Annotated in this window: 6 protein-coding genes; 3 read left to right on the top strand and 3 right to left on the bottom strand. The window is 63.2% G+C overall.

The genetic code is table 11. The annotated features are described in order from the left end of the window. The coding region (locus tag HU806_RS25845; protein ID WP_238350240.1) for a DUF6531 domain-containing protein at positions 1 to 1690 on the bottom strand (1690 nt) is incomplete at its 3' end. Between the two features lie 591 nt (positions 1691 to 2281). On the opposite strand from HU806_RS25845, the gene HU806_RS25840 reads away from it, so the two are divergent. Further along, positions 2282 to 2641: a DUF6124 family protein gene (locus HU806_RS25840; RefSeq protein WP_186615691.1), complete on the top strand. Its 360-nt coding sequence runs from the start codon at positions 2282 to 2284 to the stop codon at positions 2639 to 2641. Positions 2642 to 2803: 162 nt separating this feature from the next. Here the strand turns inward: HU806_RS25840 and HU806_RS25835 are convergent, their stop codons facing one another. Further along, positions 2804 to 3937, bottom strand: coding sequence for a cupin-like domain-containing protein (locus HU806_RS25835; protein WP_186615689.1), 1134 nt, complete (start codon positions 3935 to 3937; stop codon positions 2804 to 2806). Between the two features lie 82 nt (positions 3938 to 4019). Then, complete coding sequence (gene tam / locus HU806_RS25830; protein ID WP_186615687.1) at positions 4020 to 4790, bottom strand: trans-aconitate 2-methyltransferase; 771 nt, start codon at positions 4788 to 4790, stop codon at positions 4020 to 4022. A 134-nt stretch (positions 4791 to 4924) separates the two neighbouring features. Between tam and HU806_RS25825 the strand changes: the two genes are divergently transcribed. Both HU806_RS25825 and HU806_RS25820 read left to right on the top strand, forming a co-directional pair. After that, entirely contained in the window at positions 4925 to 5677 is a 753-nt protein-coding gene (locus tag HU806_RS25825; RefSeq protein ID WP_186615685.1) for an alpha/beta fold hydrolase, read from the top strand. A gap of 218 nt (positions 5678 to 5895) precedes the next feature. Next, the coding region (locus HU806_RS25820) for a non-ribosomal peptide synthase/polyketide synthase (RefSeq protein WP_186615683.1) at positions 5896 to 16774 on the top strand (10879 nt) is incomplete at its 3' end.

The following is a 16774-nucleotide window of genomic DNA, read 5'->3' as shown; positions in this document are numbered from 1 at the left end:
CGTCGCGAAAGTGTAGGAAAGGCGCACCGTCGCCGGGTTGGGCGATGATCAGTTCGTCCGGTTCGCTGCTCAGGTAAATCGCCGCACGGGCGAGGCTGTTGTGGATCGCCGGGCGTTGCAGGTGTGGTCGAGGAAACGTGGTGCGGCGGTTTTCCTGGTCGATCCAGATGACCTGCTCGCCTTCGATCAACAGGCGATGGGCCAGGGCATGACTCCAGCCACGGCCGAGGCCAATGTCCAGGTCGGCGGCGCTGGTGCGGTAGAGGCGGGTGAAGATAAACGGCAGGCGTCCGTTGAGGGTGCCATCTTCCAGGGTCAGCAGTTCTTCGCCGGTGACCATCGACACCGGGCAGCCGTTCGTGCAGGTCAGCTTGGCGCAATCGGCACTGTCGCCGTTGGGGTTTTTTGATTGGGCGGGGGCGTCGTCGTGGGGTTCGTATTTGCTTAGCTGCGTGGAAGGCAGGGATTTTTCCCGCACGACCGGGAGCGGATTACTGACCGACAGCGGCGCGGAATCCCCAGCGGTGATCTGTAAAGGCGTGACCGGCGCCGGTCCCACCGACGGTCCTCGGCCGTTGATCACCAGTGGTTTCAGTGCATCGGCGTGTTTGTCGAGGCTGTCGCCGCCGAGTTTCCCCAGGCGCTGACTCGAGGCCTTCAACCATCCCCGGGCCCTTTCCGAACGGATCAAGTTCAGCGCCTTGCCGCTCAGACTTAGCCCCAAACCCAGGCCACCGGTGACAGCCGTCAAAAGAAAGTTGATCAGCACCGAGGCGCGCATTTCGCCCATGACTTCGGTCACATACTGCGGCGGCAGCATCTGCACCCAACTGGTGAACGCCGCGGTGTAAACGAAGAGCAAGGGCTCATCGCTCAGGATCATCAGGGCTTTGGCAATCGCCTCCGAAGAAGCTTTCAGCAGTTGCTCAAGCTCGACCTCGGTGAGGTATTCCAGCAGCTTTTCGCTGTTGGCCTGTAGGTCCGCCAACAGATCAAAGATCTGTTTGACGTTGTCCCACAGTCCATACACGGCTCTTTCAAAACCGCGCTGCTCGGCTTCTTGCAAGACGTTGAAGCGCTTCACGAAGCCGCTTTCGGAGAACTCTTTCCAGAGCGGTTGAAACTCCTCCCACTCGGCTTTTAGCCAACCTTCGAGCTCGACGATCACGAGCTGGTAGGAGGCGTACAGAGCTTGCACATGATCCGTCGTGACATTAGGAAAAAAGGTGATGCGGTAACGCTGGCCGCGGTCGCACTCGGGGATCTCCAAGATCCCGCTGGGGCCGATGACGTGATGGACTGGTGCGCCAAATATTTCCTTCCCCGGCTCGCCCCCAATGATCGGTTCGAGCATCACCGGCGTGTCGCCGATCGGCACGAAACGCGAGGAGTGGAACATATGCACCAGCGTCAACGGGCCTTGGGCCGGGCAGGCCGCCACTAAGGCGCTGACCTGCTTGCCGCCATTTTTTGCTGGCGCTAGCGACACCTCGTTGCCCACCTTGAACATCTGTTCGATGTCCAACGCCCGACCGGTCCAGAAACGCTCCGCCCAACTGTCGTAGTCGTTCAGGCAGTGGCGAAAGTCCTGCAACGTCGCCTCGACATCCGGCTGGTCCGGGTCCATGGCTGCCATCACCAGCGAACCAATGATGTTGCCCTGGGCAAGGATTTTGTCGTAGTTGGCCATGCAGACATCTCGCAACACAGAGGTGGGCGCGAGACTGTGCCGAGGTTGGCAGGGGAAAGAAGTCAGGGAAAGAAGCGGCGCATGTAGGGCAATTCTCAAATTGCCCCTGCGCCGCCAGAAACCGACGCTCCCTATAGGAACGTAATGCCGTTAATAACGACGCCCCCGTGGCGAGGAAGCTTGCTCCCGCTGGGCTGCGCAGCAGCCCCAAAACCATCCAACACACGACCCGTTGGGGCGAGAGCAGCGTTGTTTATCGGGGCGCGTGGGATTCTGGCGCGCCTGACAGCGCCTTGCGCCATTGCCTACAACTACGCCAGAATCCGCCGGCTTGTGCGCCTTGGGATTGGTCGGTAGCTTGGGTCCTGTCACTGCTTATCAGTGATCGGGTTTAGTCGCCCGTCTCAACCTAAGGCGTATCAGGTCCCGTCGGACAGGCTTTGCTGTTCCTGTATTGATGGCAGCTGTGCGCAGGGCGCCCCCGGGCGCGCCGGGATTCTTAGGTTCACCGGTCGACTAACCTGCGTCCAGCTGCCGCCCTCTCGTTTAGTCGCGAGGCGGTTGCAGCATCACTTACAGGAACCTAAGTTAATGGCAAAAATTACACCGAACCCTCCGATTGCAGACGAGCATGTGTCCCGCGTTCAGGCTGCTCGTAATAAAAAGCTTGATGAGGCGGCTGATCGGGCTTTGGATTTTTATCTAAAGCCTACGCCCAAGAAGGAAACGTCCGACAAACCCAACACTATTTTCCGTATCGCACCGGATGTTGATTCGGAGTGTCTGCTTGCCAATCTCAGTGAAAACCTGGCTTCGGCCAACGCCATGATCAGTGATTTAGCGTTTGATCTTGAGGGATCGCGACGACGTGTTGCGATGGGAATTTTGCAGGTGATTGAGGTGAGTGAACTGTTGGCGAATCGGGCTTTGGATATTGTTGAGGTGAGGTAGCAAGGGCCCCGTTTGCCCTAGGTATGAAAAAAAGGTCTTGCCTGGCAAGGCCTTTTTTGTATCCAGGGTCCTTGAAGCGACGACCCCTGATTTGTGCAGGAGGTATTTGCGCTATTACCTGTGAGCAAGCTCCCGCCTCGCCACAACAGCAATCTTCGACCGTCACCAACCCCGCCCCGAATTCACCCAGAAGTTCACCGACAGCGACGTGGACACCGACTCCACCTGGTGGAACCAGCCCTCGGGCAAAAACAACAGGTCCCCAGCCTCCAGCGTCACCCGCAGGAACGTCACGTCCCGGGCGCGAGGGAAGCGATCATAGTCCGGCGCGTCCGGGTTGAAATCACAGCCGTCCAGCCCGCCCTGGGGCGCGGTCGACCAGGTGCCCAAGGCTTCGCGGTGATGGGGCGCGGCGAGGGTGAAGGTTTTCTGGCCCCAGACCTGGGCGAACAAGTTATCGGTGTCGTCGCGATGCAGCGGCGTGAGGGTGCCCTTGGGACCGATCCAGATGCACGGCGGGATGAACAGCGAAGGGTCGACGTAGGGCGGGTATTTGATCTGCTCCAGCAGTTGCGCCGGCAGGATGTTATTGCCCATGTAGGCCGGTGGCTCACCGTCGGCGCCTTTGACCGCCGGGCTGTCGAGGGAAGCGATGAAATCGGCCATGGACGTTGAGCGGAAATCCCGCTCCGTGGAGAAGGTTTTCTTCACGTAATCGCCGTGACGGGTAATGCCTTGCAACTCGGCAAAGTGCACCAGGGATTCCTCCCGGCTGAGCTTGAACAACGGCCAGTCCTGCAACGCGTCGCTGATGACCAGCGGGATGCCGTGGGGCAGGTAACGTGCCTGGAATTCCTGCACCGAAAGTTCGCTGCGTGGCCGACGTTCCACGCTGTATTGGATTGGCAGGCTGGCGGTGAGGGTTTCGCTGAAGCGCGACGGCGTGGGGTAGCGCTTGTTCATGTCGACCTTTTCCACCGCGCGGGCGCCGTGACGGGCGTGGTCGATGATCTGCGGCAGCAACGTCGCCAGGCCCATGTTGCCGCCGATTTTCAAACGACCGCTGGCAAACAGTTCCTCGACGTTAGCCATGCCGGCCATGATCCTGAGAAAGTCTTTTTCCGCCACTTCGATGGTGACGTCCGGGCTGGCGTGTCGGCCGGCCTGGGTGCGGCTGTTGGCCTTGACCTCGGACCAGTACGCCTGGTGCGGGCCGAACACGAATTGGAAAACGCCTTCGATACCAACGGCGCCGGCGTTGGCAAACAGTTTGCCCAGGATGGTTTGCAGGTCCACGGCGGTCACTCTTGTGGGTTTCGGTCCTAGCAGGTAACGAGGGCCCACGAGCTAAATTTAGCCCTCGCTGCTGACCGGCCCCCTAGCGCGTCGCGACGATGAACAACCTTGGAAACGGCAACAGGACCGAGCCATCGTCCAAGGCGGGATAAGCCTGCTCGATGGCCGCGAGATATTGGCGAAGGTATTCCTCGCGCTGCGCCTCATCCAACGGCTCGAGGAACGGACGCAAGCCGCTGCCCTTGAACCATTCAACGACGCCCGAGGCACCATCGGCCAACGGATGATGGTAGGTGGTGCGCCACACATCGACGCGGCTGCAATGGGCTGTGAGAATCGAATAATAGGTGCAGGCGTCGGCCACTTCCGTGCGCATGGCCGCCGCGCCGGCCAGTTGGCTGGCCCAAGGACCGTTGGCGGCGATCTCGCCCATCAAGCGATGGGAAGGCTGGTGCAAGTTGTCGGGCATCTGGATCGCCAGGCTGCCACCCGGCGCGAGTTTGTCCACCAGCGACGGCAGGAGCGTGGCGTGGTCGGGCAGCCATTGCAGCACGGCGTTGGCGAAGATCAGGTCAAAGGGGCCGCCTTCATTCCATCTTCCGATATCGGCAGTGGCGAATGTCACGCCGGGCAGGCGCTTGCGGGCGGCTTCGATCATGTCGCCAGAGCTGTCCAGGCCACGCACCGTTGCGCCGGGGAACCGGTCCACCAGCAGTTCAGTGGAATTTCCGGGGCCGCAGCCCAGGTCGATCACCTCGCGCGCCTGCACAGGCGGGATGGCCGCCAGCAGATCGCGGGCTGGGCGGGTGCGTTCCTGTTCAAAAGCGACATATTGTTGGGCGGACCAGCTCATTGTGTTCTCCTTAAGGGCAGACCAAAGCCATTGGGCGTGCAGTATAAGGCGCATCCGGGCGACGAGGCCGCTGACTAATTCTTCACGACCCGGCCTCGTTATTCCTTTTATACAAACGATCGGAGAAAACCGCAGTGACCCAATTGACTCTCCTGTGCCTGCCGTATTCCGGCGCCAGCGCGATGGTTTACAGCCGTTGGCGGCGCAAGGTGCCGCAATGGCTACAGGTGCAGCCGGTGGAGCTGCCGGGGCGCGGTGCGCGTTTCGGCGAACCACTGCACACTGAGATGGGCCCGTTGGCGATGCAATTGGCGCGGGAGGTGCTGCCCACATTACAAGCGCCTTATGCCTTGTTCGGTCACAGCCTGGGTGCGTTGCTGGCCTGCGAAATCGCCCATGCCTTGCGTGAACTGGGCTGTCCCGAGCCGGTCGCGCTGTTCGCCTCGGGCACAGCGGCGCCCACGATGCGTGCCGACTATGATCGCGGCTTCGCCGAAGCGAAAACCGACGCTGAATTGATCGACCAACTGCGCACCCTCAACGGCACCAGCGAAGAGGTGCTGGCCAACGAAGAACTGATGTCCCTGACGTTGCCCGTACTGCGTGCCGATTTCCTGCTGTGCGGGCGTTACCAGCCACGGCTTCGACCACCGCTCAGTTGTCCGGTGCACGTGCTCGGTGGCACCGCCGACAAAGCCACCACCGAACAGTTGATCGGTTGGAGCCGGGAAACCCGTGGCAGTTTCTCGGTGGACATGCTCGCGGGTGGGCACTTCTTCATTCACGAGCACGAGGCCAAGGTGCTGCGGCTGATCAAGGATCAGCTGAGCGTGCATCATCGGCGGCACGGGTTGGCGACTGTGGCGAGGGGATTTATCCCCGCATGAGCGTTCCCACGCTCCTGCGTGGGAACGCCGCCCTGGACGCTCAGCGTCCCCTGCGTGACGCAGAGCGTCACCGGATGCGTTTCCACGCAGAGCGTGGGAACGATCTGAATCCCGCTTCCTGACACAAATTCCCAATCGCTAATTTTTCCGGTTTGCATTCGTTTCATAGGGACGACATGCCTTTGTGCCTTGTGCCCACTGATTCCGGATACCTAGAAATGAATGCTGAAGACGCCTTGAAACTTGCTCGCCGGTTTATCGGGTTGCCCTTGGACAAGCGCCAGATGTTCCTGGCAGCGCTGGACAAGGAGGGCGTGGAGTTCAGCCGTTTCCCTATTCCCCAAGGCGTCGAGGCTGACGACCGCCAGGCCCTGTCTTACGCCCAGCAGCGCATGTGGTTTCTCTGGCAGCTGGACCCGCAAAGCGGCGCCTACAACTTGCCCGGTGCGGTCCGACTCAAGGGCACGCTGAGCCTGCCAGCGCTGGAGCAAGCCTTCGCCAGCCTGGTGGCCCGCCATGAAACCCTGCGCACGGTGTTCCAGCGCCAGGCCGACGACAGCCTCCTGCAGGTGCCGGCCAGTGCGCCGCTGGTGATCGAGCAACAAGACCTCGGCAACTTGCCCGCAGGCGAGCGCGAGCAGGCGGTACGCCAGGCGGCGGAAGCGCAATCGATGCGGCCCTTCGATTTGTCGAACGGCCCCTTGCTGCGAGTCGAGTTGCTCAAGCTCGATGAGCAGGAGCACGTGTTGCTGCTGACCTTGCATCACATCGTCTCCGATGGCTGGTCGATGAACGTGCTGATCGATGAATTCATCCGCTGCTACGACGCCCATGAAGCGGGCTTGGAGCCGCAATTGGCCGACTTGCCGATCCAGTACAGCGATTACGCACTGTGGCAACGCCGCTGGCTGGAAGCCGGTGAGCAGGCGCGGCAGTTGGCGTATTGGCAGGCGCAATTGGGTGATGAGCATCCGGTGCTGGAGCTGCCGACCGACCACACGCGCCCGGCCATGCCGAGCTACCGTGGCAGCCGTCATGAGTTTGCCATCGATGCCGCGTTGGCGGAGCAACTGCGCAGCACCGCCCAGCAGCATGGCGTCACGCTGTTCATGTTGTTGCTCAGTGCGTTCAATGTGCTGCTGCATCGCTACAGTGGCCAGTCGGATATCCGCGTCGGTGTACCGATCGCCAACCGTAACCGTGACGAAATCGAAGGCCTGATCGGCTTCTTCGTCAACACCCAAGTGCTGCGCACTGAGCTGGATGGCCAGACCCGGGTGGACCAGTTGTTGCGCCGGGTCAAGGAGACCGCGCTGGGTGCCCAGGCTCATCAGGACCTGCCGTTCGAACGTCTGGTCGAAGCCCTGAAGCTGGAGCGCAGCCTCAGCCATACGCCACTGTTCCAAGTGATGTACAACCATCAGCCGCAGGTGGCGGATGTCACCACGATCCGCACCGCGTCCGGGCTGGAATTGGGCATGATCGAGTGGCAGGCCCGCACCACGCAATTCGACCTGACCCTGGACACCTTTGAGAAGGCCGGCACGCTGCACGCTGCGCTGACCTTTGCCAATGACCTGTTTGAAGCGCCGACGATCGAGCGCATGGCACGGCATTGGCTGCGCGTACTGGCGGCGATGATCGTCGACCCGTCGCAGCGCATCGGCGAGCTGCCGTTGCTCGATACTGACGAGTACAGCAGCCTGGTCCACGGTTGGAATGCCACCGCCCAACGCTACCCGACCGACCTGTGCATGCATCAACTGATTGAAGCCCAGGTGGCGCGCACCCCGGATGCACCGGCGCTGGTTTTTGACGAACAAAGCCTGACCTACGCCGAGCTTGATGCCCGCGCCAACCGACTGGCTCATCTGCTGCGTGAGCGCGGTGTGCGGCCGGACAGCCTGGTGGGCATCTGCGTCGAGCGCTCGGTGGAAATGGTCGTTGGCCTGCTGGCAATCCACAAGGCCGGCGGCGCCTACGTGCCGCTGGACCCTGAGTATCCGCAGGATCGCCTGGGGTACATGATCGAGGACAGCGGCGTCGCCTTGTTGCTGACCCAGCGCTCGTTGATGGCGGGGCTGCCGACCGATGGCGTCGAGGTGATCACGCTCGATCAACCGACCGCTTGGCTCGACGGTTACAGCGCGCGTCGCCCCGACATCAGCGTCGATCCGCTGAACCTGGCGTATGTGATCTACACCTCCGGCTCCACCGGCAAGCCCAAGGGCGCGGGCAACAGTCACGCCGCCCTGGTCAATCGCTTGTGCTGGATGCAACACGCCTACGGCCTCGATGGCAGCGATGCGGTGTTGCAGAAAACCCCGTTCAGCTTCGACGTGTCGGTGTGGGAGTTTTTCTGGCCGCTGATGACCGGTGCGCGCCTGGTGGTGGCTGCGCCAGGTGCGCACCGCGACCCGCAGCAACTGATCGAGACCATCAACCGTCACGGCATCAGCACGCTGCATTTCGTGCCGTCGATGCTGCAGGCGTTCATCCACGAGCCAGCCGTGGAAAGCTGCGAAGGCTTGAAGCGCATCGTCTGCAGCGGTGAGGCGCTGGCGCTGGACGCACAGCATCAAGTCTTTGCGAAACTGCCGAACGCCTCCCTCTACAACCTGTACGGCCCGACCGAAGCGGCCATCGACGTGACCCATTGGACCTGCGTCGACGAAGGTGCCGATTGCGTGCCGATCGGCCAGCCCATCGCCAACCTGCGCACCCATGTGCTTGATGCCCAGTTGTCGCCGGTGCCGTGGGGTGTGCCGGGCGAGTTGTACCTGGGCGGGGCCGGGCTGGCGCGCAATTATCACCAACGTCCGGGGCTGACGGCGGAGCGTTTTGTGCCGTGCCCGTTCCATGACGGTGCGCGCCTGTACCGCACCGGCGACCAAGTGCGCCAGCGCGCCGACGGGGTGATCGAATACCTCGGTCGCCTCGACCATCAGGTCAAGCTGCGCGGCCTGCGCATCGAGCTGGGCGAAATCGAAACCCGCCTCATGCAGCACCCGCTCGTGCGCGAGGCCGTGGTGTTGGTGCAGGACGGCAAGCATCTGGTGGGTTACCTGGTGTTGCAAGACGGCGACCCCCATGAGACGTGGCAGCAGGATCTCAAGGGCTGGCTGCTGGGCAGCTTGCCGGAATACATGGTGCCGACGTACCTGATGCCGTTGCATAAGTTGCCGGTCACCGCCAACGGCAAACTGGATCGCAAGGCCCTGCCACAGCCAGACGCCGCGCCTCAACAGGCGTTTGTGGCACCACAGGATGCGCTGCAAACCGCCCTGGCCGAGATATGGCAGGACGTGCTCGGGGTGGCGCGCGTGGGGCTCGAAGACAACTTCTTCGAGCTGGGCGGCGACTCGATCATCTCCATCCAAGTGGTCAGCCGTGCGCGACAGGCCGGAATCCGCATTCATCCCCGTGATCTGTTCCAGTACCAGACGGTGCGCAGCCTGGCGTTGGTTGCCAGCCACGACAATCACAGCACCGTGGATCAAGGAGCGGTCACTGGCGACGCCGTGCTCGGGCCGATCCAGCAGCAGTTTTTCACCCAGGCGATGCAGGCTCGCGAGCACTGGAACCAGTCGCTGTTGCTGACCGCCCGCGAGCCGCTGAATGCACACTGGCTCGACGCGGCGCTGACCTGCGTCATCAATCATCACGACGCCTTGCGCCTGCGCTTTGTCGAAGGCGCCGACGGTTGGCGGCAGCATCATGGGCCGCTGGTGCAAAGCGCCGACGTGTGGCAACGCGATGCCCGGTCCGTCGAAGACCTTAATGCATTGTGCGACGAGGCGCAGCGTAGCCTGGACCTGCAAGACGGGCCGCTGTTGCGCGCCATGCTGGTGAATCTGGCTGACGGTAGCCAGCGATTGGCGCTGATCATCCATCACCTGGCGGTGGATGGCGTGTCGTGGCGCGTGCTGCTGGAAGATTTGCAACAAGCCTACGAACAGTTGGCGGCGGGCGGCGGCGTGACGCTGCCGGCCAAGACCAGCGCATTCCAGCGCTGGACAGCGCGGCTGGGCGCCGAAGCATCGCGCTTCGACGATCAGTTGGCTTACTGGAAAACCCAGCACCACGGGGCGCGGGATCTGCCTTGCGAGCGCCCGCAAGGCAGCCTGCAAAATATTCATGGCGCGAAGATCGTATGGCGCCTGGACGCCGAACTGACCCGGCAATTGCTGCAACAGGCGCCCGCGGCCTATCGCACGCAGGTCAACGACCTGCTGCTGACTGCGCTGGCCCGCACCATCAGCCACTGGAGCGGACAGCCCGGCACGTTGATCGAACTGGAAGGCCACGGCCGTGAAGAGCTGTTCGATGACATCGACCTGACCCGCACGGTCGGTTGGTTGACGAGCCTGTTCCCGGTGAAGCTGACCGCCACCGACGACCTCGACGGGTCGATCAAGGCGATCAAGGAACAACTGCGCGGCGTCCCGGACAAAGGCCTGGGCTACGGCGTGCTGCGTTATCTGGCGGCGCCCTCGGTGCGAGCCGAATGGGCGGGCCTGGCGCCAGCGCGCATTACCTTCAACTATCTGGGCCAATTCGACCGTCAGTTCGATGAGTCGGCGCTGTTCGTGCCGTCCAGCGAAGGCAGTGGCGTCGCCCAGGATCCAACGGCTCCGCTGGCCAACTGGCTGACCGTGGAAGGCCAGGTGTACGGCGGCGAACTGGCGATGAGCTGGGGTTTCAGCCGTGAGATGTTCGACAGCGCGACGGTGCAACGGCTGGCCGACCAATACGCCATCGAGCTCAAGGCGCTGATCGAACATTGCGCCAACCTTGCGATGCCGCAAGCCACGCCGTCGGATTTCCCCCTGGCGCAGATCAGTCAGGCGCAGCTCGACCAACTGCCAATGCCGGCCGGCCAGCTCGATGACATTTATCCGCTGTCGCCAATGCAGCAGGGCTTGTTGTTCCACACGCTCTACGAACAGGCCGCGGGCGAATACGTCAACCAACTGCGGGTGGACGTGCAAGGCCTCGATGCCGAGCGCTTCCGCACGGCGTGGCAAGCCACCGTCGCGACCCAGGATATCCTGCGCAGTGGTTTCGTCTGGCAGGGCGAATGGGAGCAACCGCTGCAGATCGTCCACAAGCAGGTGCAGTTGCCCTTCACCGTGCTGGACTGGCGCGAGCGTGGCGACCAGACCCAGGCCCTTGCGGCGCTGGCCAATGCCGAACGCGCGCAAGGTTTCGATCTTGGCCAGGCGCCGCTGTTGCGCCTGGTGCTGGTGCGGACCGGGGCCGAGCACTGGCATCTGATCTACACCCATCATCACATCCTGATGGACGGCTGGAGCAATTCGCAGCTGCTCGGCGAGGTCATGCAGCGCTACAACGGACGCCCGCCCGCCAGCACCGTCGGCCGTTATCGCGATTACATCGGCTGGCTGCAACGCCAGGACGGGAAGCTCAGCGAGGGCTTCTGGCGCGAGCAACTGGCCGCGCTGCAAGAGCCGACCCGACTCGCCCGCGCAGCGTTGGACAGCGACAGCCATGGCGGCCACGGCGATCGTTTCCAAACGCTCGACGCGCCACGCACACAGGCGCTGGAAGCGTTTGCCCGTGAGCAAAAAGTCACCGTCAACACGCTGGTGCAAGCGGCCTGGCTGCTGTTGCTGCAACGCTATACCGGGCACCCGACCGTGGCGTTTGGCGCGACCGTGGCCGGGCGGCCGGCGGATCTGCCTGGCATCGAGCAGCAGGTCGGGTTGTTTATCAACACCTTGCCGGTGATCGGCACGCCACGTCCCGACCAGACGGTCAGCCAATGGCTGCAAGCGGTGCAGGCGCAGAACCTGAGCCTGCGCGATTTCGAGCACACGTCGTTGGCGGATATCCAGCGTTGGGCCGGGCAGGGCGGCGAAGCGCTGTTCGACAACATCCTGGTGTTCGAGAACTACCCGATCGCCCAGGCCTTGCAGCAACGCGTCGGCAGCGACGTCACGTTCGGCGAGGTCTGCAATCTTGAGCAGACGCACTACGCGCTGAGCGTGGCGGTCACCCTCGGTGAACAATTGGCGCTGCATTACAGCTACGAGCGCCGGCAGTTCGCCGATCAAGCCGTCGAGGACATCAGCGCTCATCTGCTGCACCTGCTTGAACAATTCAGCCAGGGTGCCGAACGCAGGCTGGGTGAAATCGCCTTGGCGAGCAGCGCGCAACAGGCCCGGCAACAGGCCGACAACCGCCCGCAGCCGTATCCGCTGGACATCGCTGTGCATCAACGGATCGCCGCGCTGGCGGCCGAGCGCCCGCAGCGCACGGCAGTGATTTTCAACGACCGGCATTTCAGCTACGGCGAGATCGACCAGCGCGCGAATCAATTGGCCCACGCCTTGATCGCCCGTGGCGTTGGTCCTGAAACCCGCGTGGGCGTGGCCCTGCCGCGCGGCGAAGGGGTGATCGTCGCGCTGTTGGCGGTGCTCAAGGCCGGCGGTGCCTACGTGCCGTTGGATATCAGTTATCCGCGAGAGCGCCTGGCATACCTGATGGACGACGCCGGGCTGGCATTGCTGATCAGTGACACGTCGGTGTCGGCGCAGTTGCCCGTGGACAAATCGTTGCCGCTGTTGGAACTCGATCGCGTCGACCTGCGCGATCTGCCGGCCAGCGCGCCGCAGGTCACACTCGATCCGCAAAACCTCGCCTACGTCATCTACACCTCCGGTTCCACCGGCAATCCCAAAGGTGTGAGCGTGGCCCACGGTCCGCTGGCGATGCACTGCCAGGCCATCGGCGAGCGCTATGAAATGCGCGACAGCGATTGCGAGTTCCATTTCATGTCGTTCGCTTTCGACGGTGCCCATGAACGTTGGCTCACCAGCCTGACCCACGGCGCATCGCTGCTGATTCGCGACGACAGCCTGTGGACTCCGGAGCAAACCTACAACGCCATGCGCGAGCACGGCGTGACGGTGGTGGCGTTCCCGCCGGTGTACCTGCAACAACTGGCCGAACACGCCGAGCGCGAGGGCAACCCACCGAAGGTGCGCATCTACTGCTTCGGCGGCGATGCCGTGCCCAGCGCCAGTTTTGAACGAGTCAAGCGCGCCCTCGATCCGGATTTCATCATCAACGGCTACGGCCCGACCGAAACCGTGGTCACGCCGCTGATCTGGAAAGCCGGTCGCGAGGTGGCCTGTGGCGCCGCGTACGCGCCGATTGGCAGCCGCATCGGCGACCGCAGCGCCTACGTCCTCGACGCCGATCTGAACCTGCTGCCCCAGGGCATGGCCGGTGAGCTGTACCTGGGCGGCACCGGGCTGGCCCGCGGTTATCTGAACCGTCCGGGCCTGACCGCCGAGCGCTTCGTAGCTGACCCGTTCAGTGCCGGCGGTCTGCTGTACCGCACCGGCGACCTGGTGCGCCAGCGCGTCGACGGCACTTTCGATTACCTGGATCGTATCGACAACCAGGTGAAGATCCGCGGTTTCCGCATCGAGCTGGGAGAAATCGAAGCCAGCCTGCAAGCCCTCGACGGCGTGCGCGAAGCGGTGGTCGTGGCCCAGGAAGGCACCGCCGGCAGCGGCAAGCGCCTGGTGGCCTATGTGGTGGCCGAGGAACCCGTGCAAAAGGATTTCGCCGAGCACCTGCGCGAACAGCTCAAGGCGACATTGCCGGCGCACATGGTCCCGGCCTATCTGCTGTTGCTCGAACGCCTGCCGCTGACCCCCAACGGCAAACTCGACCGCAAGAACCTGCCCAAGCCTGACGCCAGCCAATCGCAGCAAAGCTACCTGGCGCCGCGCAGCACGTTGGAGCAGCAATTGGCGTCGATCTGGCAGGACGTGCTCAAGCTCGAACGCGTCGGCCTGCGGGACAATTTCTTCGAACTGGGCGGCGATTCCATCGTCTCGATCCAAGTAGTCAGCCGTGCCCGCCAGGCCGGGATTCATTTCACGCCCAAGGATCTGTTCCAGCATCAAACCCTGGAAATGCTGGCGACCGTGGCCCGCCTGGGCGAAGCCGTCCAAGTCATCGATCAGGGTCCGGTAACCGGTGCGCTGGCGTTGTTGCCGGTGCAACGCTTGTTCTTCGAACAGGCGATCGCGCAGCGTCATCACTGGAACCAGGCGGTGATGCTCCAGCCGACCGAGCGCCTGGATGCGCGAGTGCTTGATCAGGCATTGAACGCGCTGGTGCTGCATCACGACGGCCTGCGTTTGAGCTTCACCGAGCGGGGCGAGGGTTGGACGGCGCGCTACCGTGCGCCGGCCAGCCATCGTGATGAGTTGCTCTGGGCCGTGGACGCGCCTGATGCACAGGCCTTGCAGAGCATTGCCAATGAGGCCCAGCGCAGCCTGGACCTGCAAGACGGGCCGCTGCTGCGTGCGGTCCTGGCGACGCTGGCCGATGGCAGCCAACGGCTGTTGCTGGCGGTCCATCACCTGGTGATCGATGGCGTGTCGTGGCGGATCCTGTTCGAGGATCTGCAAAGCGCTTACCGGCAGTTATCCAGTGGCGAAGCCTTGCAGCTGCCGCTCAAGACCCATTCGGCGCAGGTCTGGGCCGAGCGGCTGCAAAACTACGCACGCAGCAACCCGCTTCAGCAGGAATTGGCCTTCTGGCAAGCCCAGCTCGAGGGCGTCGATGCACGGTTGCCAATGGATAACCCACACGGCGGGCAGCAGAACCGCTTGGCGGTGACTGTGCGTACGCGACTCGACGCCGCGTTGACCCGACAACTGCTGCAAGACGCGCCCAAGGCCTACCGCACCCAGGTCAATGATTTGCTGCTGACTGCCTTGGCGCGGGTCATGGTGCGTTGGACCGATGCCGACAGCGTGCTGATCCAGCTCGAAGGCCATGGTCGCGAAGCCCTGTTCGACGATGTCGACCTGACCCGCACCGTTGGCTGGTTCACCAGCCTTTACCCGGCCAGGCTCACGCCACGGGCGGACCTTGGCGATTGCCTGAAACAGATCAAGGAACAACTGCGGGCGATTCCCGACAAGGGCCTGGGCTTTGGCGCCCTGGCCCATCTGGCCGATGACGCTACGCGGGCGCTCCTGGCGCGACTGCCGACGCCAAGCCTGACCTTCAACTACCTGGGGCAGTTCGACGCCAGTTTTGACGAAGCCGACGGCGCCTTGTTCGTGCCGGCCGACGAAGCTGCTGGCGATGAGCTGGACGCCGAAGCGCCACTGTCCAACGTGTTGGCCTTGAACGGCCAGGTGTTCAATGGCGAGCTGAACCTGGGCTGGACGTTCAGCCGCGAGCAGTTCAACGAGGCCACCATCCAGGCCTTGGCCGACGAATATGCGGACCAATTGCAGCGGCTGATCGAGCATTGCTGCCAGGGCGGACACCACGGTGTGACGCCGTCGGACTTCCCGCTGGCGAGCCTGAATCAGCAGCAATTGGACGGGCTGCCAATGCCGACAGCGCAGATTGTCGACCTCTATCCGCTGTCGCCGATGCAGCAGGGCATGCTGTTCCATGGCGTGTACGGCGACGCCAGCGGCGACTACAGCAACCAGTTGCGCCTGGACGTTGAAGGGCTGGATCCGCAGCGTTTCCGCCAGGCCTGGCAGGCGGCAGTGGACGCCCATGACATATTGCGCACGCGCTTCGTCTGGCAGGGCGACCTGTCGGCGCCGGTGCAAGTCGTCAGCAGGTATCTGGAGCTGCCTTACAGCGTGCATGACTTGCGCGGCGACCCGCAGCCCGACCAGGCCTTGCAGACCCTCGCCGATGCCGAACGCCAGCAACTGGACCTGAGCGCGCCAGCCCTCATACGCCTGATGATCGTGCGCCTCGACGAGCAGCGTTATCACCTGATCTACAGCCACCACCACATCCTCATGGATGGCTGGAGCAATTCGCAGTTGCTTGGCGAAGTATTGCAGCGCTACAGCGGTCAATCTGTCGCGGCGTCTGGCGGTCGTTACCGGGATTACATCGCCTGGCTGCAACGCCAGGACGCGGCGGCCAGCGAAGCGTTCTGGAAACCCGCGCTGCAACGGTTGGAAGCCCCGACGCGGCTGGCCGATGCGGTCGCCAAACCGGTCGATATGGACGCCGGCTACGGTGATCACGTGCAGGTACTGGACGAAGCGTCGACCCGCCGCCTCGAAGCTTTCGCCCGCGCCTCGAAAGTCACCGTCAACACGCTGGTGCAAGCGGCGTGGCTGCTGCTGTTGCAGCGCTACACCGGCAAGGACACCGTGGCGTTTGGCGCGACGGTGGCCGGGCGTCCGGCGGACTTGCCGGGCATCGAGCAGCAGATCGGCTTGTTCATCAACACCTTGCCGGTGATCGCCAGTCCGCGGGCCGAGCAGTCGCTGGACAGTTGGCTGCAAGCGGTGCAGGAACAAAACCTGGCGCTGCGCGAGTTCGAACACAGCGCGTTGCTGGACATCCAGCGCTGGGCCGGGCAGGGCGGCGACGCGCTGTTCGACAGCTTGCTGGTGTTCGAGAACTACCCGATTGCCCAGGCCCTGGAGCAAGGCGCGCCGGACGGTTTGCGCTTCGGCTCGCCGATCACCCAGGAACAGACCAACTACCCGCTGACGTTGCTGGTGGGGTTGGAGCGGCAGTTGTCGGTGCACATGAGTTATCAGCGGGCGAGTTTCTCGGCGGTTGTCGTGGAGCGTCTGGCGGCGCATCTGGCGCAGTTGCTTGGGCAGATGACCACGCAAGGCGAGCGCTGCCTGGGTGAACTGTCGATGCTGGAATTCGATGAACATCAGCGCCTGACCCATGATTGGAATCCGGTCGATGCGCCGTTCGAACAGGACGTTTGTGTTCACCAACTGATCGCCCGCCAGGCGCAATCCACTCCTGACGCATTGGCGGTCACCTTCGCCGACACGTGCCTGAGCTACAGCGAACTCGACGGTCGCGCCAATCGCCTGGCCCATAAACTCATCGAGCTGGGCGTTGGTCCAGAAGTGCGAGTGGGCGTGGCGATGCCGCGTTCCGAGCAGTTGCTGATTGCCTTGCTCGCGGTGCTCAAGGCCGGTGGCGCGTACGTGCCGCTGGACCCGGATTACCCGGCCGAACGCGTGGCGTACATGCTCGACGACAGCCGTGCGCGGGTGCTGTTGACCGAGCAGGCAGTGGCGCAAACGCTGACGG

This window comes from Pseudomonas sp. SWRI154, from assembly GCF_014268645.1.
GTDB classification, from domain to species: Bacteria; Pseudomonadota; Gammaproteobacteria; order Pseudomonadales; family Pseudomonadaceae; genus Aquipseudomonas; species Aquipseudomonas marvdashtae.
Note: the sequence above shows the minus strand (reverse complement) of the source record. Positions and strands in the feature narration are given on the sequence as shown.